Origin of the sequence: Lactobacillus delbrueckii subsp. jakobsenii ZN7a-9 = DSM 26046 (assembly GCF_001888925.1) — a bacterium.
In the GTDB taxonomy this organism is placed as follows: domain Bacteria; phylum Bacillota; class Bacilli; order Lactobacillales; family Lactobacillaceae; genus Lactobacillus; species Lactobacillus delbrueckii.
In genome coordinates, this window is sequence record NZ_CP018218.1 from 1,436,034 (window position 1) to 1,461,104 (window position 25,071).

General features: G+C 50.3%; 22 protein-coding genes. 9 read left to right on the plus strand and 13 right to left on the minus strand.

Going from position 1 to position 25,071, the window contains the following annotated elements; all coding sequences use genetic code 11:
- Positions 1–91: 91 nt before the first annotated feature.
- A complete protein-coding gene (locus tag LJ046_RS07375) occupies positions 92–994 on the plus strand; it encodes a LysR family transcriptional regulator (protein WP_002879857.1) in 903 nt (300 codons plus the stop codon).
- Between the two features lie 69 nt (positions 995–1,063).
- On the opposite strand, the gene LJ046_RS07380 is transcribed toward LJ046_RS07375, so the two are convergent.
- The gene (locus LJ046_RS07380) at positions 1,064–1,861 is read right to left on the minus strand and encodes a hypothetical protein (protein ID WP_002879858.1); all 798 of its coding nucleotides are present in this window, start codon (positions 1,859–1,861) and stop codon (positions 1,064–1,066) included.
- Between the two features lie 272 nt (positions 1,862–2,133).
- Between LJ046_RS07380 and LJ046_RS07385 the strand changes: the two genes are divergently transcribed.
- The gene (locus LJ046_RS07385) at positions 2,134–2,721 is read left to right on the plus strand and encodes a phosphatase PAP2 family protein (protein ID WP_002879859.1); all 588 of its coding nucleotides are present in this window, start codon (positions 2,134–2,136) and stop codon (positions 2,719–2,721) included.
- Between the two features lie 96 nt (positions 2,722–2,817).
- Here the strand turns inward: LJ046_RS07385 and LJ046_RS07390 are convergent, their stop codons facing one another.
- Positions 2,818–3,654, minus strand: coding sequence for a DegV family protein (locus LJ046_RS07390; RefSeq protein ID WP_002879860.1), 837 nt, complete (start codon positions 3,652–3,654; stop codon positions 2,818–2,820).
- A 306-nt stretch (positions 3,655–3,960) separates the two neighbouring features.
- Between LJ046_RS07390 and eno the strand changes: the two genes are divergently transcribed.
- The gene (gene eno / locus LJ046_RS07395) at positions 3,961–5,238 is read left to right on the plus strand and encodes a phosphopyruvate hydratase (RefSeq protein ID WP_002879863.1); all 1,278 of its coding nucleotides are present in this window, start codon (positions 3,961–3,963) and stop codon (positions 5,236–5,238) included.
- 72 nt (positions 5,239–5,310) lie between these two features.
- A complete protein-coding gene (locus LJ046_RS10590) occupies positions 5,311–5,445 on the plus strand; it encodes a hypothetical protein (RefSeq protein WP_002879865.1) in 135 nt (44 codons plus the stop codon).
- 49 nt (positions 5,446–5,494) lie between these two features.
- Here LJ046_RS10590 and LJ046_RS07400 read toward each other — a convergent pair whose 3' ends face one another.
- Positions 5,495–6,103, minus strand: a complete 609-nt coding sequence (locus tag LJ046_RS07400; protein WP_002879869.1) for a DUF4230 domain-containing protein — start codon at positions 6,101–6,103, stop codon at positions 5,495–5,497.
- 509 nt (positions 6,104–6,612) lie between these two features.
- Here LJ046_RS07400 and LJ046_RS07405 point away from each other — a divergent pair.
- Positions 6,613–7,353 carry an amino acid ABC transporter ATP-binding protein gene (locus LJ046_RS07405; RefSeq protein WP_002879870.1) on the plus strand — a complete coding sequence of 247 codons (741 nt, stop codon included), beginning with the start codon at positions 6,613–6,615 and terminating at the stop codon, positions 7,351–7,353.
- A 24-nt stretch (positions 7,354–7,377) separates the two neighbouring features.
- A complete protein-coding gene (locus LJ046_RS07410) occupies positions 7,378–8,880 on the plus strand; it encodes an ABC transporter substrate-binding protein/permease (protein WP_002879872.1) in 1,503 nt (500 codons plus the stop codon).
- 47 nt (positions 8,881–8,927) lie between these two features.
- Here the strand turns inward: LJ046_RS07410 and LJ046_RS07415 are convergent, their stop codons facing one another.
- The gene (locus LJ046_RS07415; RefSeq protein ID WP_002879873.1) at positions 8,928–9,782 is read right to left on the minus strand and encodes a LysR family transcriptional regulator; all 855 of its coding nucleotides are present in this window, start codon (positions 9,780–9,782) and stop codon (positions 8,928–8,930) included.
- Between the two features lie 177 nt (positions 9,783–9,959).
- On the opposite strand from LJ046_RS07415, the gene LJ046_RS07420 reads away from it, so the two are divergent.
- Positions 9,960–12,218 carry an HAD-IC family P-type ATPase gene (locus LJ046_RS07420; protein WP_002879875.1) on the plus strand — a complete coding sequence of 753 codons (2,259 nt, stop codon included), beginning with the start codon at positions 9,960–9,962 and terminating at the stop codon, positions 12,216–12,218.
- Positions 12,219–12,278: 60 nt separating this feature from the next.
- Complete coding sequence (locus LJ046_RS07425) at positions 12,279–13,226, plus strand: LCP family protein (RefSeq protein ID WP_002879876.1); 948 nt, start codon at positions 12,279–12,281, stop codon at positions 13,224–13,226.
- Between the two features lie 104 nt (positions 13,227–13,330).
- Here LJ046_RS07425 and LJ046_RS07430 read toward each other — a convergent pair whose 3' ends face one another.
- The 4 genes from LJ046_RS07430 to LJ046_RS07445 form a co-directional block, all read right to left on the minus strand.
- Positions 13,331–14,380 carry an IS30-like element ISL7 family transposase gene (locus LJ046_RS07430; RefSeq protein ID WP_002878880.1) on the minus strand — a complete coding sequence of 350 codons (1,050 nt, stop codon included), beginning with the start codon at positions 14,378–14,380 and terminating at the stop codon, positions 13,331–13,333.
- Positions 14,381–14,586: 206 nt separating this feature from the next.
- Positions 14,587–15,720 carry an AI-2E family transporter gene (locus tag LJ046_RS07435; protein WP_002876676.1) on the minus strand — a complete coding sequence of 378 codons (1,134 nt, stop codon included), beginning with the start codon at positions 15,718–15,720 and terminating at the stop codon, positions 14,587–14,589.
- A 115-nt stretch (positions 15,721–15,835) separates the two neighbouring features.
- Positions 15,836–16,861, minus strand: a complete 1,026-nt coding sequence (locus tag LJ046_RS07440; protein ID WP_002876681.1) for a branched-chain amino acid aminotransferase — start codon at positions 16,859–16,861, stop codon at positions 15,836–15,838.
- 201 nt (positions 16,862–17,062) lie between these two features.
- Positions 17,063–17,950, minus strand: coding sequence for a cation diffusion facilitator family transporter (locus LJ046_RS07445; protein WP_035176395.1), 888 nt, complete (start codon positions 17,948–17,950; stop codon positions 17,063–17,065).
- A 111-nt stretch (positions 17,951–18,061) separates the two neighbouring features.
- Here LJ046_RS07445 and LJ046_RS07450 point away from each other — a divergent pair, with 111 nt between their 5' ends.
- Entirely contained in the window at positions 18,062–18,364 is a 303-nt protein-coding gene (locus LJ046_RS07450) for an ArsR/SmtB family transcription factor (RefSeq protein ID WP_002876684.1), read from the plus strand.
- Between the two features lie 78 nt (positions 18,365–18,442).
- Here the strand turns inward: LJ046_RS07450 and LJ046_RS07455 are convergent, their stop codons facing one another.
- From LJ046_RS07455 to dnaJ, 5 genes are all read right to left on the minus strand, one after another.
- Positions 18,443–18,970, minus strand: a complete 528-nt coding sequence (locus LJ046_RS07455) for an adenine phosphoribosyltransferase (RefSeq protein WP_002876685.1) — start codon at positions 18,968–18,970, stop codon at positions 18,443–18,445.
- On the minus strand, positions 18,960–21,236 hold the full coding sequence (gene recJ, locus LJ046_RS07460) for a single-stranded-DNA-specific exonuclease RecJ (protein WP_002876688.1): 2,277 nt from the start codon (positions 21,234–21,236) through the stop codon (positions 18,960–18,962). Before recJ ends, LJ046_RS07455 begins: the two co-directional genes overlap by 11 nt.
- On the minus strand, positions 21,233–21,934 hold the full coding sequence (locus LJ046_RS07465) for a class A sortase (RefSeq protein WP_002876694.1): 702 nt from the start codon (positions 21,932–21,934) through the stop codon (positions 21,233–21,235). Before LJ046_RS07465 ends, recJ begins: the two co-directional genes overlap by 4 nt.
- Positions 21,915–23,753 (minus strand): translation elongation factor 4, encoded by a 1,839-nt coding sequence (gene lepA / locus LJ046_RS07470; RefSeq protein ID WP_002876696.1) that lies wholly within the window; start codon positions 23,751–23,753, stop codon positions 21,915–21,917. Before lepA ends, LJ046_RS07465 begins: the two co-directional genes overlap by 20 nt.
- Positions 23,754–23,874: 121 nt before the next feature.
- Positions 23,875–25,014 carry a molecular chaperone DnaJ gene (dnaJ, locus tag LJ046_RS07475; protein ID WP_002876700.1) on the minus strand — a complete coding sequence of 380 codons (1,140 nt, stop codon included), beginning with the start codon at positions 25,012–25,014 and terminating at the stop codon, positions 23,875–23,877.
- Positions 25,015–25,071 lie beyond the last annotated feature (57 nt).

Consider the following 25,071-nt stretch of genomic DNA (forward strand, 5'->3'; position numbering starts at 1 on the left):
ATTGATATATTATTATATCGGAACTGTTTGATACGCGTAGCATATATATCTGACATTTCAATCTTTTTATTATGAGGAGCTTAGTAAACCCGTGAGAATCGAACACCTAGAGATTTTTGTAAACGCCGCGCAGACGCAGAGCTTTACCAAGACTGCACAAAATATGAACATGTCCCAGCCAGCGGTTTCCCTGGCCATATCCTCAATCGAGAAGCAACTGGGCTACCAGCTGTTCAGCCGCTCCCGCCGCAAGATGCTGCTGACCCCAGCCGGCCGGTCTTTGTACAACAGCATCAAGAGCGAATTGAACGACTACCGGACCGCCGTTTCCAAGGCCAAGCGGATCGCCATGTCAGAAGGACAAATCACCTTGAAGGTCGGCTTAATCGGAATTCTAGCCGAACAGCTGATCCTTCCTGGCTTGATCCGCCAGTTCCGCAGGAGCCGCGACACCGTCAACATCGAATTCTTCGTTGAAAGCAGCCCGGTTCTCTTTGAGAAGCTGGCCTCCCACGAGCTTGACCTGGTCTTGTCAACTCCGGAAGCCATGCCGAGATTCCCAGACTTCACCGCCTACACGATAGGCAAGTTGAAGTGGTGCACCCTGGTGCCAAATGACCACCCTCTGGCTGAAAAGGACCTGCTTTCAGAAAAGGACCTGGACGGCAAGGACCTGGTCTTCCTGGACCTTTCTTGTTCATCACCGCTGATTACCCTGATGCAGGACCGGATTGAAAAGAACTGCAAGCAAAGCCGGATCTTCTTTGCCAACAATGTCGTGGCGCAAACCATGATGGTTTACACCCAGCAGGGCCTGGCTATCCAGCCGTACACCGGCCCGCTTGATGACGACAATTGCGAAGTCAACGGCCTAAAGCGTGTTCCCCTGGACGTCAAGGTCAGCTCAGACCTGACCCTCTTCACTTGCAAGGACGTCCTCAACGAACACGTCCTGGACTTGATGAACTGGCTCAAGGCACAAAAGCTGGGCTAAGATTATAAGTATACATAAAAAATGCTCATCGGCTGATGAGCATTTTTCATTGCTTTTTTTCGACTTGAGTTATTTGATTTCATTAAAGGACTTGTTGCAGTAGTTGATCAGCTGCCGCATGTCCTGCTTGCCCCAGTTCCAAGCCCGGAATTCCTTCAAAAATTCCTCTGAGCAATAGTTTAAGTAGTTGTCCTCTGCTTCTTCCAAAATCTGCCGGGGATCCATGGCCTTGATTTCTGCCAGCCGGCTTTCCCTAATATAAGCCGGGTCGTTTAAGAGAGACTTGCGGCTGACCGGCTTTAACTGGCAGCCCCAGCTGGCTGCCCGGGCGCTTGCCAGGTGCAAAAAGGCAGCGTTGTGGGTAATACAGTCTTGCAGGATCTGCTGGCCCCGGCCAGATTGTCTGGGCATCTCCAAACTGAAGCAATACTGCCGGTCTAAAGTCAGAAAAAGACCGTGATTGTCAAGGCACTCAAACAGCTTCATCTGGTGCAGGCCCACCAGGTCAAGCGGCTTGTGGCGCATGATGAAAAAAGAGAAATAGGCATGTGAGCCAAAGGACTGCACATACTGGTCCGACATTCCGATCTGCCGACAGAGCTGCTTTTTAATAGTCAGTTCGTGGGCTGGCTCCTTCTTTCTCAGTTCATGGACCAGGCGGCGGCATGTCTTCTTTTCAAGCAAGACCCAACCGGCATCGGCGTCATAAATGATCGTCCGGTACTTGCCCAAAAGCAGGTCCATCTGGAAGTCGTAGGCCACTACCGTCTTCTGGTTTATCTGGTAGTCCTCGTCGGCCTGGGCAGCTATTTTCCCGCTAGCCAGTAAGGCAGGCAGATTCTGCCGGTCAACCACCGCCACATTCATATCGCAAATTTTCTTTCTCGTTCTCATTTTCTCCTAAACAAGCTCCTAACACTATTTACCGTTTATATGTTGCTATTTTTCTCCTGGTCTAATTTAACAAAAAGGCCCTTGCGAAGCAAGCGTTTTCACAGATTTCGGCCAACTTTTATCAACTTTGTATACGCTTCCTGTATTGGTTGATTTTCCAGCTGGGGACGTGTAGAATATTTTCCGTAAAAGTCCGGTTGTTTTTATCTGGACAAGTCAAGTTTTGCTAGAAGGAAAATGAAAATTTGCAAGTCGACCTTATCTCACTGACAATCTCAGGGCTGGTCCTGCTGGTCTTGATCCTCAACATTCTCTATTCCCCGGCTTTCAACCGCCTGGACCGGAAGCTGCACAAGAAACTGGTGCGGACGCAGAAGAATATTTTTTGGAAGATCATCGCCTTCATCAACGAGCCCAAGCTGGTCATTGTCTGGGACGTCTTGATTGCCGGCCTGCTCTTAAACGAAGACAATTACCGGCTCGGCCTTTGGGTCCTGGCTACCTTAGGCGTGACCGATGCAGCCGGTTTTATCGTCAAGCACCTGGTCAAGCGGAGCCGCCCTCATGCCCACCTGTCTGAAGAAGAAGGCTACAGCTTCCCCAGCGGCCATGTCTTAGGGGCAACGACCATGTGCCTGATCCTTTACGCCCTGCTCAGACGGGAATTTGATCAGTTATTTGCCGTAATTCTTTTGATCTACTGGCTCTTTGTGGTTATCTCCCGCCTTAACCTCCGGGCCCACTACCCGTCAGACGTCCTGGGAGCCGTGGCCTTGTCGGTCTTCTGTTTTACAGTCGTGCAGACAATCTATGCTGCCCTCTTTTTGAAGTAGAACATAATACATAACAGAGACGATAACGATATATAGGAGCAAAAAATCCAGAGTTCTAACTTAACAGAACCCTGGATTTTTTTATTTTGCAGCTTATTAATTGTGAAAGCCGACCATAAGCCCCCCTCTTTCCGCGTAGAAAGAGCACAGGCCCCGCATTGGCCGAATGGTAATCTCAGCTTCCGGATATTCTGCTAGCAGCAGTTCCTTCAGCTTCTCAGCATCAGCTTCATTTTCGCAGTGGTCAATCACGACCCGGCCGCCCTGGTACTTCTCTTCCTTCATCTGCTTGACCAGTTCCCGCAGGGCCTTCTTCATTCCTCTTGCCTTGGTCAAAGGCTGCAAGTCACCGTCAACGCTGGCCGTCCCGATTAAATTTATCTTCAGTATCCCCGCAATTTTGGCCACGGCTGGCAACACCCGGCCGTTTAAGGACAGGTTTCGCAGGGACTGGAGGACGAAAAGCAAGTGAGTCTTGGTCCGGTACTCGGCAATTCTGGCTTCCAAGTCAGCAAAGCGGAGCTTGTCATCTTTAAGAATGCTTTCGATCCCTTCCAGGATTACTTCCAGTTCCGGACCGGCTGACCGGGAGTCAACGACCACAATCTGGGCATGCGGGTGAGTCTCTAAGTAGATGTCTCTGGCCTGCAAGGCGGAAGAGTAGGTCCCCGACAAGCCGCTGGTCAGCGTCACGATCACTGCCTTCTCGCAGCCCTCCAAACTATCCAGCCAGCGCTGGATGCTTGGCGCGGCAGTCTTGCCTGCCTCCTGGCTGGCCTCCATCTTGTTCAAAAATGCGCCCATGTCTAGCTGCTCGTCATCCAGCCAATTTTCCTGGCCGATGGTCAAAGTCAAGGGCACGACCTCAAGGCCGCGGCTTGGGTCGGTCAAAGTATTGGCGCTTGAATCAACTATCAGTCTCACGTTTTCCATAATATTATCCCGATTCTATATTGTCTCTGGCAGCTTTTCCTGCCTTGTCTGTTTCTAAATCTATTTTAACAGTTTTTCCTTAACCGGGAAATTTTTTCACTAACCGCTTTCGAACTTGGATTTTGACCAAACTTGCTTAGCAAAAAGTAAAATTTGTAAAAAAGCGGTTTTTGGAATCGTTTTCAAAAAACTGGCTGTTTACGGATTCACAAGCTTATACTATAATGAACTTGTAAATAATTACAGAGCGAATGCTCTTGCTGTCGGAGAATTCCTCCGCCAGCGTATTTTAAGGAGGATTTTTTAATGACCAAGGTTGTTATTGAAAACGTTCATGCTAGAGAAATCTTTGACTCACGTGGTAACCCAACTGTTGAAGTTGAAGTTACTTTGTCAAACGGTGTAGTTGGCCGCGCTGAAGTTCCATCTGGTGCTTCAACTGGTGAAAACGAAGCTGTTGAATTGCGTGACGGTGGCTCACGTTTGGGCGGCAAGGGTGTTATGAAGGCTGTTAACAATGTTAACACTGCCATCAACAACGAACTGCAAGGCGCAGACCCATTCAACCAACCAGCTATCGACAAGGCTATGATCGAACTTGACGGTACTCCAAACAAGGGTAAGTTGGGCGCTAACGCTATCTTGGGTACTTCAATGGCTACTGCTGTAGCAGCTGCTAAGGCTACCCACCAACCTCTTTACCGTTACCTTGGCGGTACTGACTTGTCAATGCCTCAAACTTTCCACAACGTTATCAACGGTGGTGAACACGCTGACAACGGCATCGACATCCAAGAATTCATGATCACTCCAGTTAAGAAGACTTCATTCCGTGACGGCTTCGAAAAGATCGTTAACACTTACCACACCTTGAAGAAGGTTTTGGAAGAAAAGGGTTACGAAACTGGCTTGGGTGACGAAGGTGGTTTCGCTCCTAACATGAAGGACTCAGAAGAAGCTTTGAAGGCTTTGCACGAAGCTATTGAACGTGCTGGTTACGTTCCTGGCGAAGACATTGCCATCGCTTGTGACTGTGCCGCTTCATACTACTACAACAAGGAAGACGGCAAGTACCACCTGGAAGGCAAGGTTCTTGACGGTGACCAATTGGCAGAATACTACGACAAGTTGCTCGCAGAATTCCCAGAATTGATCTCAATGGAAGACCCTTACGACGAAAACGATACTGAAGGTATGGTTAAGTTCACTCAAAGCCACAAGGACCGTCTGCAAATCGTTCTTGACGACTTTATCTGCACCAACCCACGTTTGCTGGAAAAGGCCATCAAGGAAGGCGCAGGTAACGCTTCATTGATCAAGCTGAACCAAATCGGTACTGTAACTGAAACTTTGGAAACCATCCGGATTTCACGTAAGCACGGCTACAACACCATGATTTCTCACCGTTCAGGTGAAACTGGTGACACCTTCATCGCTGACTTCGCTGTTGCTACTAACGGCGGCCAACTGAAGACTGGTGCCCCAGCTCGTTCAGAACGTGTTGAAAAGTACAACCAATTGTTGAGAATCGAAGAACAACTCGGTGACGGCGAACGTCTCGACTTCTTCCCAGCTCAAGACTAATCATTAAAAGATTAGCTCAAGAAAGATCCGCATAAGCGGATCTTTTTTTGTACGCAAAATTCCCTTGGAGAATTGACAGTTTTTCCCCTGCTCTTTATACTAGTTCAGACCAACTTGCCAGACGAGGCAGTTAAAAAGCGGGCAAAAGCTGTTTTTGCCAATGGGAGTATTATTTTGGTCGCGCTTTTAGCCCTGCTGGCCATTTGACAAAAAATAATACGCTCAGATCAGCTTGATTTGAGCGTATTTCTTTGCTTTATTCTTCCGTCTTGATGACCAGCTTGCGGCTATCCAGGGTCCCCTGGAGCAGCTGCCTGATCAGTTTCTTGGCATTTTTTTGCGACCGGGCCAAGAGGCCGGACTTTTTGGCCACGCCTGTTGCCCTCTTTAAGGCCGCCTGCTCAGCCTTGGTAATGTCTTCTTTTTGGTTCCAGTTAAAAAGAGCATAGCTCTGGTCATAGAACTTGATTGAGGACGGGTCGATCTTCTTGTCCAGCAGCTGGCTTTGCGGCAAAGTCACGGTCACCTGGTCTTGATTGACTTGGACCTTGATGTCCTTGACCTTGACCCCGGCTTTAAAGTTGGCTGTATAGACCATAGTGAAGCCCTTCTTGGTGATAAAAGGAATCTGCCCGTTAGATAGTTTGTAAATGCCAGTATAGGTGTACTGCTCAGTCGCCAGCTCCCCAATAGCCTTCAATTTAGCGGAAACCGTGGCCACCGTTACCTGCTCCCGGCTTTTCATGGGCAAATGCTGGCCTATCATGATCCCGCCAGCCAGAAAGATCACGGCGATCAAGAGGGCAGCCAGCTTTTGGAGAAATCCGGTCCTTCTGCCAGACCCTTTATCTGTTCTTTTTTGCAAAAAAGTCCCCCCTTACGTGCCCCCTATCATAACAAGGGCGGCTAGAAAAAACAATCAAGAAGCCAGTGATTTCTAAATATCTTAGCAACTTACCCCCAAAAAGCTTCTTTTCTTAGCTTTATGCGAATATCTGGCTATTTTACCTATTTTTACAATCTTTTTCATAAAAGTTGTCATTTTCCCTTGCATCAGCTTCCCTTTTACGCTAAAATTAAAAAACCAATAATAGATTTAATTTCAGATTTATCTTTACTTTTATTTTTAAAGGAGCAGATCATAATGAGGACGAGGACTTATCACCACCGAACATAGCACCATCCACGATGGTGACTGAAGCTGTTTCATTGCAAGGCGAGGACTGGCAATGAGAAGCTGTCATAGTCATAAGTCGCTCATTGGCTCCAGTATTTCAATTACTGTCAACTTGATCAATTTTAAGTACTCTTGCCCGGAACTTTGCCGCTTGTCAGCTCTTCATTGCTTGTGTCCTTTTAGACGAAGGATTAAACATGAACAAGATCATCGAAGTTAAGCATCTGAAGAAGAATTACGGCGACAAGGAAGTTCTCAAGGACATCAATGCCGTCATCGAAAAAGGAAAAGTCATCACGGTTATTGGTCCATCCGGTTCAGGCAAGAGTACTTTTTTGCGCTGTCTGAACCTGCTGGAAAAGCCAACCAGCGGCCAGGTCATTTTTGAAGGAACGGAACTGACCGACCTTAAAGAAGAAGAGCTGGACCAACTCCGGCAGAAGATGGGCATGGTCTTCCAAAGCTTCAACCTCTTCCCTAACATGTCCGTCATTGAAAACGTCAAGCTGGCGCCGATGAAGGTCAAAGGGATGAGCGACCAGGAGGCCGGCGACCTGGCTCATGAACTTTTAGCAAAAGTTGGCCTGGATGACTTTGCTGACCACTCCCCGGCCAGCCTGTCCGGCGGCCAGCAGCAGCGGGTTGCTATCGCCCGGGCTTTAGCCATGCAGCCGGACATGATGCTTTTTGACGAACCGACCAGTGCCTTAGACCCGGAAATGGTCGGGGAAGTCTTAAAGACCATGCAGGATTTAGCCCAAACTGGGATGACCATGGTTGTGGTCACCCACGAAATGGGCTTCGCGCGAAAAGTCGCTGATGAGGTCTGGTTCATGGCTGACGGTTATCTTTTGGAACAGGGCAGCCCCGACCAGGTCTTTGACCACCCGCAAAGTGACCGGGCCAAGGACTTTTTGGCAAAAATTTTGGAAGCCTAGCTAGCAAAGGAAGAATGAAGCAAGATGAAGAAACTTATTAAAATTATGACCGCCCTCCTCCTCTTGGCCGGGCTCTTTACCGCGGCAATTCCAGCAGTTGATGCCGCCAGCAGCAAGAAAATGGCCAGCGGCACGGTCATGAAGAAGATCAAGAAGTCCGGCAAATTAGTTGTCGGCATGTCCGCTGACTACCCGCCATTGGAATTTACCAAGAACGTCAACGGCAGAAACAAGTATGTCGGCGTTGATGTTGAACTGGCCAAGCAGATCGCCAAGGACCTGGGGGTCAAGCTGGAAATCAAGAACATGGACTTTGACTCCCTCCTGGTTGCCCTGGAAACTGGCAAGATCGACGTGATCATTTCCGGGATGACCCCAACGGCCGAACGGAAAAAGAGCATTGACTTCTCCAAGATCTACTACGCTGAAAAGTCCGACTACTTTGTCATCAGCAAGACCAACAAGGCCAAGTATACCAGCACCGCCTCCTTTAAAGGCAAGACAGTTGGTGCCCAAACCGGTTCGCTTCAGTACACTTCCTTGAAGAAAAACGCTGCTAAGAGCGGGATCAAGGTCAAAGGGCTGGCAAAGATCAGCAACCTGCTCATGGCGCTTAAGTCCGGTAAGGTTGACGCTGTTTTATTAGGTGAACTGAACGCCAAGACTTACGCCACTAACGACACTTCCCTGTCTTTGGTCAAGTCCAGCCTCAGCCAGGCTCAGATGGGCAACGCTGTTGGGGTGGCCAAGGGGCAAGGCGACCTGGTCAAGGCCATCAACAAAACCATCAACAATTGCCAAAAGCAGGACCTGTTTAACAAGAAGTACATCCCGGCCGCTGCCAAGGCCATGAAGCAGGCCTTAAGCAAGACCAACAACTCCATGAGCAAGTACGCCGGCTACTTCGCGACTGGCCTGGGCTACACCATGATTATTACGATTTGCTCCATCACGATTGGTTTAGTCCTGGGTGTCATCTTCGCCTTGATGCGTCTGTCTAAGAACAAGCTTTTGCACGCCATTGCCGTTTGCTACATTGAGTTCCTCCGGGGCACTCCGCAGATGGTTCAGATCATGTTTGTCTACTTCGGGGTCGGGATGCTGATCAAGAATATGCCGGCCCTGGCCGCCGGGATCATCGCCATCGGCCTTAACTCCGGGGCTTACGTGGCTGAAGACATCCGGTCCGGGATCAATTCCGTGGCCAAGGGGCAAACGGAAGCTGCCCGGTCCCTGGGCCTCAGCCAGGCCAAGACCTACCGCTACGTAGTCTTCCCGCAAGCCTTGAAGAATATCTGGCCAGCCCTGGGCAATGAATTCATTACCTTGACCAAGGACAGCTCCCTGGTCTCCGTCATCGGGGTCGGGGAATTGATGTACGAGACTGGCCTGGTCCAAACCGCGACCTACCGCGGGGTCATGCCGCTTTTTATCACCATGTGCATCTACTTCGTGGTCACCTTTATTTTGACCCGTCTGCTCAACTACTTTGAACGGCGGATGAACCTAACTTCAAGCCGGGCATAAAGACAAACAATAGAAAGAAACTGGAAACCTAGATTGGCTTCCAGTTTTTATTTTGCATATAGGGCAATAATTTGCCGCATTAAGGGGGTAACCACCCGGTCTTTGCGCCAGACCAGCTGCAGGCGGGTCCGCCACTTAGCCGAGTCGATTGGGTAGATGTGGCCTTTGGCATAAGTTTTGGCGATTGATTCCGGCACCAGGGCAATCCCCAGGCCAGAGTCGCTCCAGCGGATAGCGGTTCTGGAATCATCGCACTTAACCACAAAATTTGGGGTGAGACCTTTTTCCGCGAAGGCTTCCTTGAACATGTCCTCAAAGCGCCGGTAGATGACCAGGGGCTGGCCGGCCAGGGCCTGCAGCCTTACTTTTCCCTTGCCAGGGAAAAAGTCCTGGCAAGTAACCGCGGTCATCGGCTCATCGCTGATGTCAACAAAGTTCAAGTTGACCCGGTTGTAGGGGGTGCGGACGATGGCCAGGTCCAGCAGGTTGCCCTGCAGCTTGTCCAGGATGCCGAAAGTGTTGTCTTCGTAGATGTCAAAGGAGACGCCGGGATGCTGGCGGGCAAAAGCCGTCAATTTGGCGGAAGGAAGCTCGCCGATTGAAGAAGAGACGGAACCTAATTTAACCCTTCCCCGCCCGCCCCGGTCCAGCTCCGTAATTTCGGTTTGGACGTTTTTGGCTAAGGTCAAAATCTGACCAGCGTAATCCCGCAGCTTTTTTCCAGCCTCGGTCAGTTCAATTCCGTAAGGCTGACGGATAAAGAGCTTAGCCCCTAGCTCCTCTTCTAATTGCTTTAATTGGTAGCTGATGGCTGGCTGGCCGACAAAGAGCCGCTTGGCGGCTGAAGTAATCTGCCCTTCCTCGGCTACGACCAGAAAGTAATTGAGCTGCTTGAAATTCATTTTCTTCCCTCTCTTTTTAATGATCTTTTAGCTTAGTAGATATCAACTCTTTAGATATCTAACATCATAAATCAGTATTTTATTTATATCAACCTGGGAGCTACAATGAACAGTGAGAAAAATAACTTCTAAATGTAACACGTCACGACTGAAGAATAATTATAAGGAGATCTTTGCATGAAAGTAAAAGGCTTGACGCAGACTGAAGCTGACCTGCGCTTAAAAAAAGACGGACTCAACCAGGTGCCGGAGCCGGAATTCAGCTTCTGGAAGGAATTTGCCGGCAAGCTTTGGAATCTCAGTGCCTGGATTTTGGAGGCGGCACTCCTCCTGGAATGTGCCCTAGGCAAGTGGATCCAGTCCCTCTTCGTTTTGCTTATGCTGCTCTTTGCCGCCTACAACGGGGCCACGCAGAAGAAGAAGTCCCGCAAGGTCCTGAGTTCAATTTCCCAGCAGCTGACCCCGGTTGTCGCTGTTTTAAGAGATGACCGCTGGCAAAAAATTGACTCCAAATACCTGGTAGTCGGCGATATCGTCAACCTGCAAAAAGGGGATATTTTGGCCGCCGACATTGACCTTTTGGACGGGAACTTGACCTTAGATGAATCCTCAATCACCGGGGAAGCCAAAAATGTCCATAAAAAAGCCGGGGCGACAGCTTTTGCGGGCACGACCGTCATGGACGGCGAGGCTCTAGGCAGAGTCAGCGCGACCGGGACCAATTCAAGAAGCGGGCAGACCATCAACTTGATCAACAAGTCCGCGGCACCTGGCCACCTACAGCAGCTTTTGACCAAGATCATCTACTACCTCTGCCTCTTAGACGGGGTTTTGACCGTCATCCTCTTGATCGCGGCCGTAATCCGGGGTGAAAATATCTTGGAAATGCTGCCCTTCCTGGCCATGATGTTTATCGCTTCTATTCCAGTAGCTATGCCGTCAACTTTTGCCCTCTCCAATTCCTTTGAGGCCACCCGCCTGTCTAAAGAAGGAGTTTTGACCAGTGACTTAACCGGGATTCAAGACGCGGCCAATCTGAACCTGCTCTTACTGGACAAGACCGGGACCATTACTGAAAACAAGACGGCTGTCGCCTCTTTTGCTAATTTTTCAAAGCTCTCAGATGAAGAAGTTCTAGCCTTGACCAGCCTGGCCATCGACCAGCGCAACCAAAGCGTGATCGACCTGGCCTTAATGGACTTTCTGCAAGAGAAAAAGATACCAGTTAAAGAAGCAGAAGCCTTTACCCCCTTCACTTCCAGCCAGGGCTATTCTGAAGGCCGAGGAGAAGGCCACGACGTTAAGCTGGGTTCAGTCAAGCAGTTCAGTAAGATTGATCCAGCTATTTCTGAACAAATGGCAGCTGTCGACCTCAGTCTGGGCCGGTCAGTCGGGATTTTGCTCGACGACCGTTTGGCGGGTATTTTTATCACTAAAGACAAGGTCAGAGCTGATTCAAAAGCCGCCCTGGCCGAACTGGTCAAGCGGGGAATCAAGCCAGTCATGCTGACCGGGGACAACCAGAAAACCGCGGCCAGCGTGGCTGAAGAAGTCGGCTTGACTGGCAAGGTCATCTCGATCAGCGACTTTAAAGAGGGGGTAAAGGCGGAAGACCTGGCCGGGATCGCCGACGTTTTGCCGGAAGACAAGCTGGATATGGTCAAGTACTTCCAAAAGGCTGGCTATATCGTCGGCATGACCGGGGACGGGGTTAACGACTCCCCTGCCCTCAAGCAGGCCGAAGTCGGCATAGCTGTATCAAATGCCGCTGACGTGGCAAAAAAGAGCAGCAAGATGGTTCTTTTGGATGAGGGCCTTAGCCCTATCGTCAAGATCTTGGATGCCGGCCACCGGGTTTACCAGCGGATGACCACCTGGTCTTTGACCAAACTAGCCAGAACGGCTGAACTGACCATGCTCTTGACCTTCTCTTATCTTATTTTCGGCTACCTGCCGATGGCCTTAAATGCCATGGTCATCTACACGATCATGAACAACATGGTCACCATGATGATCGGAACCGACAAGACTCACATCACTTACAAGCCGGAGAACTGGGACATGGGCAAGCTGGCTAAAATTGCCTTCTCCTTGGCCGGAGCCTGGACAATCATCGGTTTTGCCTTCGTCTCTGCCTTAACAAAGGCCGGAGTAAATCATGATCAAGTTGGAACCATGGTCTACGTCTTCTTAGTTATGAGCGCCATGATGATCGTCTTGATCACCCGGACCAAGCGCTTCTTCTGGCAGTCTGCCCCATCTAAGCCGGTAGCCAGTGTCCAGATCGCCGATATCCTTTTGACCTGCCTTTTAGCACTTTTGGGCATCGCCATGCCGGCCATCGGGATTAAGGAGCTCTTGACCACTTTGGCCGTAGCCTTCCTGGCCGCCATTTTGATCGACCTGGTCTACCAGCCGGTCATGAAGAACAAGTAACAAATAAATGTGTGTTTAGCTATTTTTTGCCAATTAGCTTTACAGGGAAAGAAGAATTTAATGCGCAAGAGAATTTTTAGAATCATCATGAGTCTGGCAATTCTGTTGCTGGTCATCTTATCCGGCATGCTGGCCTACAGCTACTTCAATGTTGAAAGAGCCGTCAGCCGGTCCTATCAAAAAAGCGGCTTAAAAGCCGCTGAAAATGGGAGCAAGGAAGAAGTATTAAAGGGAAAAAAGCCCTTAGTCGTCCTCCTGCTGGGGACTGACACCGGGGCCCTGGGCCGGGACTACAAGGGACGGACCGACTCCATCATGGTTTTAGTCCTTAATCCCCGGACCAAGAAGTCGACCATCGTCAGCATCGAGCGGGACTTCCAGGTCAACTTCCCGCAATATCCTCAATACTCCCCTTCTAAGATCAATGCCGCCTATACTTACGGCGGGGTCAAGCTGCTCAGCCAAACCTTAGACCGGTATTTCAAGATTCCAGTCAATACTTATGCCTTGATCAACATGGGCGGGATGAAGTCGATCATCGACCAGCTGGGCGGGGTCGACATTACTCCCCTTTTGAGCTTTGACTACGAGGGCTATAGCTATAAAAAGGGCGTGACGACCCACATGAACGGGGACAAGGCCCTGGAATACTGCCGGATGCGTTATGACGACCCTGAAGGCGACTACGGCCGGCAAAAGCGGCAAAGACAGGTCTTGACCGCGATTATTAAAAGTGGGGCTGACGTCCAGAGCCTCTTAAAGCCGGCCTTCCTCAACTCTGTTTCCAGCCAGGTCAGAACTGATTTGACTTTCAGCGACTTGACCCAGATGGCCAAGTCCTACCGGGCAAGCGGCGACCAGCTGGAAACCGACTACACCCACGGGACCGGCTTTAACCAGGACGGGGTCTCCTACCAGCACATCAGTCTGGCAGAGCGGCAAAGAATCAGCGACCTGGTCCGCCAGGCTGCTGGCCTGAAAAAAGTTCAGCTGGCTAATGGCCAGTAAGACAAACTATATCATCTACTAAATGCTTTATACTTATTACTGTTTAATCTGCGCCAATTGCAAGAATAAATTGAACACTTACCATAACATCTGGTAGATTTTGACTATCTACGCCGGTAAATGCGGTCAAGTTCGGTGTCAAAGTACTCTTCTGGAGTCTTGTAGTTTAAGATCTTCCGAGGAAGAGAGTTGCACCATACCTCGATCTTAGCAATATCTTCCACACTGTACTTATCCATACGGTCTCCCTTGGGAATATAGCGTCTGATAAGCCCGTTGTGCCGTTCTACGCTGCCTTTATCACAAGATGTATAAGGATGAGCGTAGTACACAAGAGTCTTGGAAACTTGCTCAAGATTGGATAGATCTGCGAACTCAGATCCGTTGTCAGTTGTGATAGACTTAAAGATTTGATTCCATTTGGATCCGTAGTACTCTCGAAGCTTATCAAATGCCTTCATAACGCTAGCTGAGGTCTTATCCTCAATCTTGATCATGAAGAACTGACGCGTCTTTCGTTCGCACAGAGTAAGCAACACATCGTCGTCCTTAGTCTTGTGTCCAAGAACCAGATCGCATTCCCAGTGGCCAAAGTCCTTACGGCTTTCGATTCTAGGACTACGTTCATCGATGCTTCGTCCCAGGATACGCTTGTTTACACGGGCACGACGAGTCTTAGTATTGCGCTTGACCTTCTCTGGAAGATCACCGTTCTTGATGTCCATTAGGCCCAAGTCAACGTAGTTATACAGAGTTTTGGTTGATACGACCTGATCTTTCTGGAAGATTCCCTTGGCCAAAGCATAACCCACGCAAGCATCAAGAGACCAGCCTTGATTATGAAAGCAGTGGGAAACATAGTCGATGAACTTATGTCTGCGAAGAAACAAGCTCTTGCGGCCGCATTCGCTTCTATGTAGTTCGTAAGTGCTTTGCCCTTCGACAGCTTTATACCGCCTCACATTGCCGGTATACAGGGATACTGTGCCTCTTTTGAGCTCATATCCGACCGTGCTTGGTGAGCAGTTAAGTTCTCTAGCTATAGCACGATTAGAGTAGCCCTTAGAGTGCAGCTCCTGGATTGTAGTCCGGTCGTTTAGCGTAAGGTGCTTGCCCTTTTGGTGTGGTTTAGTGTTAGAATAAGAATGATCCATTTTAACCTCTCTAGAAATGTTTGTGGTAATTCATATTCTACCAGATGGTTGAAATGGATTTTTTGTGCTCTAATCCAGTGAAAACGATTTTTCTTACTGGATCGGAACAGTGTTCAGTTTAATTTTACAATCGGCGACTGTTTAATCTGACAAAAAGGACTCGCAAAAGCGAGTCCTTTTACTTAGTTCTTATATCTACTTTCTGCTTACTCTTCACTTGCCTCTTTGCTCTTTTCCAGCTGCTTTTGCCGGTAGGCAATCAAGCGCTCGAATTCCGTTTTCAGCAAGGCCCCTATCGGGACGGCAATCAGCATCCCCACAAAGCCGCCCATGGCCCCGCCGGCAATCACGCAGGCGATAACGTACAGTGGGTGGATGTGAATGGCTGAAGACAAAAGCTTAGGATTAAGAATATTGCCATCAATCGCCTGGATCAAGAGGAGAATAATCATCCCCACGATCAAAGCTGTCATATTCTGGCTGAGGGTGCAGGCTAAGATAACCATCCCATAGCCTAAAATCGGACCAAAGTATGGGATTAGGTTACCCAGCCCAGTTACCAAGCCGATCAAAAGGCCATATGGGACCTTGGCAATCAGCATGGCCAGGCTAACTAAAAGGCCAACGATAAAAGCATCGATAATTTGCCCTCTGATGTAGCCGGAGAAGGCCCGGTCAGCGTCTGCTAAGAAGAGCTTGATTCCCTTGATCACCTTTTTGTTTAAGAGGGTGCCCAGGTTTCTCTTCCAGTATGCCGCGATCTGCTGGCCATCGTAGAGGAAGTAGATGGCAAAAATCACCCCGAAGAAGAAGTCGCTCAAAAAGCCAGTTACCCGGCCGACCCCCTTTTGCATATAAGAGACCAGGCCGCTGGTCGACCAGCCCTGCTTTTGCAGGTAGGCTAAGATTTCGTTGATAAAGCTGCTGTACTGGGATTTCAGTTGGTCATAGAGGCTTTCTAAGCTGCCCAGGCTGAAATGGCTCATCTGCTTGGAGAAGGTCACGAAAACCGCTGTCGCGGCCAGTAAAATAACCAGCAAGAGCAAGAGCAGGGTCAAGGCCACTGCGGCTGACCGGCTGGCCGTCGCCACTGCCCCCCGGCTGCTGCCCTTGGAAAACTTCCGGTCAAAGAAGTTGGTCAAAGGCAGCAAGAGATAGGTTAAAACTAAGCCGTAAGTCAAAGGCTGGGCAATTGCTGCCAGAATCTTGCCTACCCGGACCCAGAAGCCAGTTGACTCATAGGCTAAAAGCAGGATAAAGAGACCGGCAAAGACCGTGCCCAGACAGTAGAGGGCAATCTTAAAATACTTCTGATCAATGTGGTTCCAAAATTTGTTCATCATACACCTCGCTAGTTTGACTAGCTTTTATTATAACAGTTTCCGGCCCTGGCCAAAGCAATAAAAAAAGCAGTTGCGAAAACTGCTTTTTTTATCTTCTTCTCAATTATGATTTTTACATCACGTGGTGGATCCAGCCTTCTGGGGCTTCGACTTCCCCATTTTGGATGCCAGTCAAAGTGTTGTAAAGTTCTTCCATGAACTTGCCTGGCTTGTCCATGCCTGATGGCAGATCGATGACCTGGTCGCCATTGACGATGCGGCCAACTGGTGACAATACGGCAGCCGTGCCGACCAAAGCACATTCCTTGAAGGATGGAACTTCGTCGAAACGGACTTGTCTTTCTTCAACCGTCAAGTTGAGGTAGTGTTCAGCCAAGTATACAATGGAGCGTCTAGTGATTGATGGCAAAATTGAATTTGACTTAGGAACGACCAAGTGGTTGTTTTGGTCGATGAAGATAATGTTTGAGCCACCCGTTTCTTCAATGTAAGTTTGGGTAGCTGGGTCCAGGTACATATTTTCAGCAAAACCTGCCTGGTGGGCAGCGACAGTCGCCTTCAAACTCATGGCATAGTTCAAAGCGGCCTTAACGTGGCCAGTCCCGCGAGGTGCAGCCCGGTCATATTGGGCAACCTGAACGGCAACTGGAGTAGCCCCGCCCTTGTAGTATGGGCCAACTGGAGTTGCAAAGATTCTGAACATGTAGTCAGTTGCCGGAGCAACACCGATGATTGGTGTAGTGCCGATTTCGTATGGACGCAGGTAAAGAGTCGCGCCTGAACCGTATGGCGGTACCCAGTCAACATTGCCCTTGACTACTTGGTCGATTGCTTCAACGAACTTGTCCTTTGGATAAGGCTGCATTTCGATCCGCTTAGCGGAGTTGTACATCCGTTCCGCGTTTTGGTCTGGCCTAAAGACAACAACAGATCCGTCCTTCCAGGTGTAGGCCTTCATCCCTTCAAAAACTTGCTGGGCGTATTGCAGGGTTTCAGCACATTCATTCAATACGACATTAGGGTCGTCGGTCAGCTTGCCGCCTTCCCAAGCACCGTCGTGGAAATAGTCCACGTAGCGCTTGTCGGTTTGATGATAGCCAAAGCCGATATTTGCCCAATCGAGATCTTTTTTTGCCATGATATTACCTCCTAAAAATTCAATCACTAGTTTTTATAGTTGTAACTATAATACTCTTTCTGAAGGTTAGCAAGGCCTTTTTAAAATCATTTTCATTTTCTTGCTATTTTTTGCTAACTTTAATTCTTCTAAGGCCTAAGCCTTGCGAAGACAAGCATTTTGACCCTAATTTTCTCTTTTTTTAAGTTAGCTAAGCTTTTCTTAATTTTCCTTGTTGGTTGACAAAAGGTCCTCGTCCAGGCCCCGGCTACATTCTGCCTGCAGGGTAACGTGGTTGATGGCAAACTTTTCCTTCAGACAAGCAGCAATCTCTTCATCAAGCTCTTCAATCCGCTTGGCAGTTAAACCGGAGTCAACCACAATGTGGGCGTCCAGCATGATGGTGTCATCACTGTAGCGCCAGACATGCAGGTGGTGGAGCTGTATTACCTCCTTAAAGGCCAAACCAGCCTCTTCAATGGCTTCCAGGTCCAGGTCGGGGTTAGCTTCCATCAAGACGTTAGCTGAGTCCCTGGTGACTTCAAAAGCTTCTTTCAAGAGGAAAATTGCCGCGGCCATAGTTAAGACCGGGTCCACCAGGGTCCAGTTTTGGTAGTAAATTAAGAGTGACCCCACCACGACAGCCACGCTGGACAAGGTGTCCGACATCATATTCAAAAAGAGGGCCCGGGCATTCAAATTCTCCTTGCTCCCCTTGCCCAGGATCAGCATGGAGATCAAGTTGCCGGCCAGGCCGATCAAGGAGACGATGAACATGACGCCCCCTTCAATCGGTTCAGGCTTGCTGAAACGCTTAATGGCTGAAATAAATAGATAGATGCTGATGGCCAGCAAGAAGAGGCCGTTGGTGTAGGCAGCCAGGGTTTCGGCCCGCTTGTAGCCAAAGGTCTTGTGCTGGTCCTTGCTTCTTTTGGCGATCAAATTAGCCGCAAAGGCAACCACGATGGAAACAACGTCACTCAAGTTATGCAAAGCATCTGACAAGAGGGCCAGGGAACCGGAGATAATCCCGCCGGCAATTTCCGCGGCAGTAATGATGACATTGAAGACAGTCACCCACAAATACCTTTTTGATGCTTGGTCTTTCATGATTTTTACCTGCGCAATCTTTTATATATCGTTTTTGGTATATTTACACTTGCCTACACTATATTACAAAAACGATATATAATCAAGGGGGAAATTGGAAAGGAGACCCGCATGACACACGAAGAACAGATCGACCAGGCGGCCCGCCTTTTCAAGGTCTTGGGCAGCAGCCTGCGGATCCATATTCTCTTTTACCTGAGAAAACACGGCGAAAGCCCGGTTTCGGCAATCGTCGGCCACCTGGGCGTCTCTCAGCCGGTAATTTCCAAGCAGCTCGGTATTTTGAAAAAATACGATTTCGTGCAGAAACGCAAAGCAGGCACTTTTGTCTACTATTCAATCAACGACCAGGACATCGTGCAGATCATCGACGCGATGACCGAGCACCTGGACCACCTGGACCGGCTGCAATAGTTTTACTTTTATTTTTAATACAAACAAAAACGGCTTCTACCTTCCGGTAAAGCCGTTTTTTCTGTCTTGCTCGTAAAATTAAGCGCCGGTGTATTGAACCAGGGAGAAGATGTCCACGTCCGGGAACTTTTCTCTGCCCTTAAGGTCGGTCAGTTCAATGTAAAAGGCTGCCCCGACAACCTTCCCGCCCAGGCGTTCAATCAATTCCTTAGTGGCGTGCAGGGTGCCGGCCGTAGCCATCAAGTCATCGCAGATGACTACTCTTTGGCCAGGCTTGATCGCGTCCTTGTGCATTTCCAGGACGTTTGACCCGTATTCCAGGTCGTAAGCCGCAGCTTCTACTTCCCGTGGCAGCTTGTGGGGCTTACGGGCTGGCACGAAGCCGATACCCAGTTCGATTGCTACCGGAGTCCCGACTAGGAAGCCCCGGGCTTCCGGCCCCACGATCACGTCAGCTTGCCGGCTCTTGGCGTATTCAGCAAGTTCGTGAGTAGCTGCCGCGAAGGCTTCACCGTCTTGCAGGATCGGGGTAATGTCCCGGAAGATGATTCCTTCATTCGGGAAGTCTTTGACGCTGGCAATGTACTTCTTAAAATCAATTGACATTTTGTAATCCTCCATTTGCTAGACCACTGGCATAGCGAATTAATTCATCCGAAGAGATTGTTCGTAATTTGTTAGCGAAGGCATATTCTGCTTTCACTGACCGGTAATAGGCTGAATCGTCCAAAGACTTCTTTGTCGGACTCGGTTTAGGGAGCAATCTGTCCTCTTCCATTTTAACAAAATCAAGGGTAAAAAACACCCTCAAAATAAACATGATGCTGTCCGGATCCATCCCCAGCTGGCCGGCAGCCTGCATGTAATCATTCGGTTTTAGTCCCGGGTGGGCTAAAAAGTACTGCCAGACCAGGCCAAAGTTGCGCCGGCTGGGCAGGGTCTCCCCTGGCAGCTGGTCCAACTGAAAGCGCAGGTAGAGCTGGCGGTAAGGCTTGGCCAGGACAAAGTTCAGCTGGGCCTCATTGGCCGGCACGTCAAGAACTGACACGACCTGCTGGCTGAGGTCTTCATTGTCCTTGGCCAGGGAAATCTGCTCTTTAGTTATGCCAAAATGATTAATGGCCTGGCTGAGATTTTTCTCATCAAATAAGAGATACTTGTCCGCAAAACCCAGCAAATTCTCCTGCCCGCGAAAGTCCACAATCCGGGCGGATGGCGCGTACAAGGACTGGCCGTAATGCAGGTCAACAATCCGGAACTGGACATTGGTCTTGCCTTTAAAAGTGTTAGAAGCAAGCTTAACCAACATCTGCTGCAAATAAGGCAGGACAGTTTGGTTTAAGCCGTGGTCAAAGTCCACCGCCCTGACCGGGCCCACCATGAAGCTGCAGCCCTTCCGCATAGGGCGGAAGTTAGAGATCTGCGGCTTGTCAAGCAAAAAGACCGGCTGGGGGTTGTCCGTGCCAAAAGGCCCGGCCTGGGCCAGGTCATAAACGCTGGTCAAATCAACATCTAATGGACTGATCGTGCCATCATATTCCTGGACCTTTTCCGGAGCCTTCTCCCCTGCCTTATAGCTTTGGTTAAAGTCGCGCCTAAGCTGGTTCAGATTTTCCTCAGTCGTCGACAGGCCGCAGGCAAAGTCGTGGCCACCAAACTGGGTGATGGACTTGCCTTCAAAAGGCTTCAAGGCATTGAACAAGTTGAAGCCCTGGCTGGACCGGCCAGACCCCTTGACCAGGCCGGCCTCGTTTTTCGTCAGCATCAAGGTTGGCTTGTGGTATTTTTCCACGATCTTGTTGGCGACTAAGCCCATGACCCCTTCATGCCAGGCCGGGTCATACAGGGTCAACGTCGCGTCTTTCTGGTAGCCCCGGCTCTTAATTTGAGCCTCAGCCGCCTGCATGGTCGCTTGGGTCAGGTCTTTTCGCTCATTGTTCAGCTTTTCAATCTGATCGGCTAATTCCTGGGCCTCGCCCGGGCTTTCCGCCAAAAGCAGCCTTACGGCCAGGCTGGCATCAGCCAGGCGGCCGCAGGCGTTTAAACGGGGAGCGATGCTAAAGCCGACGTCTTCTTCATCAATCATCCCCGGGGTAAGGCCGGCATTGCGGATAAGAGCCTCCAGGCCCGGCCGGGAGCTTTCATTCAGCATCTCCAAGCCCCGCTTAACGATAACGTGCCCTTCACCGGAAACTTTGACCATGTCCCCAATGGTCCCGATCATGGCCAGTTCCAAAAATTCGCTGGCCGTGTCTTCTAAGACTGCCCGGGCAATAGTATAAGCTACCCCGGCCCCGCAATAGTCGTCAAAAGGATAAGCCTGGCCTGGGTAGTTGCAGTGCACCAGGGCATAAGCGTCAGGCTTTTCCTCCTTGAAGGTGTGGTGGTCGGTAACGATCACGTCCACGCCGTGAGACTGCGCATATGCCACTTCTTCAATCCCGGTTACCCCATTGTCAACGGTGATGATCAATTTCGTCCCGTCTGCCACAATATCCTTGTAACGGTCTAAACTTGGCCCATAGCCGTCCTTGAAGCGGTCAGGAATGAAGTAATGAACATCAGCCCCCATGATGGTCAGCATTTCCGTCATTATGGCCGTGGCGGTGATCCCGTCAGCGTCATAGTCCCCGTAAATAGTGATCTTTTCGCCCTCGTCCAGGGCCTGGTTGATCCGGCCGACTGCCTTGTCCATGTCATGCATCAAAAAGGGATCAGCCAGGTCATTTTCACTGGCGTGGAGCCAATAGTCGATTTTTTCCTCGTTGTCAATTCCCCGCAAAGAAAACAACTTAGCCGTTAATGGGCTAAGTTGAAATTCCTCAACCAGGTCACTGGCCAAAGGATCAGCTGTTCTTTCTTGCCATTTCATCGAAGTTTAAACATCTCCAAATTCTGCTTGCTTGCCGGCTTGACCGCGGTCAGCTTCCCTCTTAAAGACCAGCGGTTTACCCCGCCATCGGCACAGGTGATCAAGGTCACGATCTTCTTCTTGGTGTTGGCAACCAGCCAGACGGCGCTGGGGTCAACCACCTTCTTGTAGTAGATCTTGTATGCATAGACCTTCTTTAAATCAGTCAAATAGACCATGCTGCCCAGCTTGACCCTTTCAAGGGGTGAAAAAAGGGCCCCCTGGTCGGTCATGTAGTGGCCGGCCAAAGGGTAGTTCCCCTTGCCCATCTTCTGGTCAGCCCGCATGGTGCCGCCCCCTTTTGACAAAGCCGCGTCTGAGAGGCCCTGCATAACTGGCAGGTAGAGCTTGACGCTGGGGATGGAAATTGCCCCAATTGCGCCAGCTGTGTTCTTGACCCGGCTGCGGGTGGTCTGGGCAAAGTCAATTGACTTGACCTTCTTGAAGTCATACATCCCCTTCTTTTTCTGGTTCTGCACGACCTGGTCCCGGGTCAGGCCCTTTAAAGCCGCGGTCTGGTTCTGCTTGACCAAAAATGCGCTGATCTGCTGGTTAAAGACCAAAGCCAGGCCCAGCAAAAAGAGGATTACGGCAACTAGGCGGAGAATAATGCGGCGGACTGGGTGGTCTTTTGTATTTTTACTTGCCGTTGATGTCATCGTCATTCATCCGTAATACTGCCATAAAGGCGTCCTGCGGGACTTCCACCCGGCCAACTGACTTCATCCGCTTCTTGCCCCGCTTCTGCTTCTCCAGAAGCTTGGCCCGCCGGTCCGGGTCACCGGTGTGGATCTTCCAGGTAACGTCTTTTCGGTAAGGCTTGATCGTAGCCCGGGAAATGATCTTGGACCCGATTGCCCCTTGGATGTCGACTTGGAAGTTTTGCCGCGGGATCAGCTTCTTCAACAGGCTGCACATCTGGACGGCCCGGTCCCGGGCTTCTTCGCGGTGGGCGATGAAGCTCAAGGCATCGATTGGTTCCTTGTTCAAGAGAATGTCGATCTTGACCAGGTTGGTGGCCTTGTAGCCGATGATTTCATAGTCCAAAGAAGCATAGCCCTTGGTTGAAGACTTAAGCTGGTCAAAGAAATTGTAAATAATTTCTGCCAGGGGCATTTCGTAGATCACGTTGACCCGGTACTTGTCCAGGTAGTCCATGGTCTGGAATTCTCCCCGTTTGCCTTCACACAGCTGCATTACAGCACCGACGAAGTCGTTTGGCACCATGATTTCCGCCTTGACGTAAGGCTCTTGCAATTCCTTGTATTCACCGGCATCCGGCAGGTCAGCCGGGTTGTCGATCAGCTTGACCTCACCAGTAGGCATGATAGCGTGGTAGTCAACTGACGGCGCGGTCATGATGAGGTCCAGGTCAAATTCCTGCTCCAAGCGCTCTTGCACGACGTCCATGTGCAAAAGGCCCAAAAAGCCGCAGCGGAAGCCAAAGCCCAGGGCCTGGGAAGTTTCCGGCTCAAATTCCAGAGACGCATCGTTAAGCTGTAATTTCTGCAGGGCTTCCTTCAAGTCGTCATAGTCCCGGTTGTCGGTTGGATACATACCAGAGTAGACCATTGGCGGAATCTGCCGGTAGCCTGGCAAAGCTTCTGCCGTCGGGTTTTCAGCGCTAGTGATGGTATCCCCGACCCGGGTTTCCCGGACAGACTTGATGTTGGCAGTAATATAGCCAACGTCCCCGGCAATCAAGATGTCTTCTTTAACCGGGTGGGGGCTGGAAACGCCGACTTCGGTTACTTCATACTTTTTGCCGGTGTTCATGATCATGATTTCGTCGCCTGGCTTAACCGTGCCTTCTTCAATTCTGACTGACATGACCACACCCCGGTAGTCATCATACTTGGAGTCAAAGATCAAGGCCTTGAGGGGCTTGGTCAAGTCCCCAGTCGGCGCTGGGATGTCGGTCACGATTCTTTCCAAAAGTTCCGGAATCCCTGCCCCGGTCTTGCCGGAAACTTCCACGGCGTCGCTGGCGTCTAAGCCCAGCATGTCGCCGATTTCGCTCTTGGCCATGTCCGGGTCGGCGCTTGGCAGGTCGATCTTGTTTAAAACAGGCAGGATTTCCAGGTCGTTTTCCAAAGCCAGGTAAGTGTTGGACAGGGTCTGGGCCTGGACACCCTGGGAGGCGTCAACGACCAGGACAGCCCCTTCACAGGCAGCCAGGGACCGGGAAACTTCATAGGAGAAGTCGACGTGGCCAGGGGTGTCGATCAAGTGGAAAATGTAGTCTTCCCCGTCATTGGCGTGATACTTGACCTGCACCGAGTTCATCTTGATGGTGATCCCCCGCTGCCGTTCAAGGGGCATATCATCCAGCATTTGATTTTTCAGCTGCCGCTTGGAAACCGTGTCCGTCAGTTCCAGAATTCGGTCGGCAATCGTTGATTTGCCGTGGTCAACGTGGGCCACGATTGAAAAATTGCGGATGTGCTTTTGGTAGTCTTTTAATTTTTCTAAGTCCATATATTTTCTCGCATCCTTACTAAAGTACTAAACAATTATACCCGAAAACAAAGCATTTGTCTTTTCCCAGTTATCAAAAAAGGCAGTCCTTGCAGACTGCCTACTTAATTTGCTTAAAAATTTAGCTCAGCTTCTCCTTCAAGCGTTCAAAGAAGCCTTTTTCCTGAGGGGCAATGGAGCCACCGCTGGCCTTGACGAATTCCAGCAGGGCCTTGCGCTGAGCCTCATTGATGGACTTCGGAATCACGATCTCAACCGTGGTTACCTGGTCACCAGTGCTGCCGCCGCTCAGGCTTGGAACACCCTTTCCCTTTAAAGTAAACTTCTGGTTTGGCTGGGTGCCGGCCGGAATTTTCAGTTTCGTGTCGCCGTAAACTGTCTTAACGTTGATCTCGTCACCCAAGGTTGCCTGGGCAAAGGAAATCGGCACGGTCGTGTAGATGGTCTGGCCACGTCTGGTGAAGTCCTTGCTTGGCCGCACCCGGAAGACGATGTACAGGTCCCCGTATGGGCCACCGTTCTTGCCGGCTTCGCCTTGGCCGGCCAGGCGGATCCGCTGGCCGCTGTCGATGCCGGCTGGCACCTTAACCTGCAGGGTCTGCTTCTGGGTCTTGACCCCCTTGCCGTGGCAATTCTGGCATGGATGCTGGATGATGACCCCGCTGCCCCCGCACTTGTCACAGGTCGTCTGCCGCTGGATTATGCCCAAAACGCTTCTTTGCGTAATGGTCATCATGCCGCTGCCCCCGCACTTGTCGCAGGTGATCGGGTGGGTACCCTTTTCAGCCCCGGAACCCTTGCAGACTTCACAGGTGGTTGACCGGCTGTAGCTGATTTCAGTGGTCTTGCCCTTGATGGCATCCATAAAGTCGATCGTCATGGTGTAGTCCAGGTCAGCCCCCCGCTGCGGAGCGGTCGGGTCTACCTGCTGGCGGGCACCGCCGCCAAAGAAGCTGCTAAAAATGTCACCAAAGTCACCAAAATCAGCTCCGCCAAAGCCCTGGCCCCCATACTGGCCGCCAAAGCCGCCCTGGCCGTTCATGCCAGCCTGGCCAAATTGGTCATACTGCTGCCGCTTCTGCGGGTCATGCAGCACTTCGTAAGCTTCGTTGACTTCCTTGTACTTTTCTTCTGCCCCTGCTTCGTGGTTTAAGTCCGGGTGATACTTCTTGGCCAACTTCCGGTAGGCCTTGCTGATTTCTGCGTCACTGGCATCCCGGCTCACGCCTAAGACGTCATAATAGTCACGGTTTGCTGCCATTTGTTTATTATTGCTCCTTTTACTAACAAAGGAGAAGAACTACATCAAGCAGTTCTT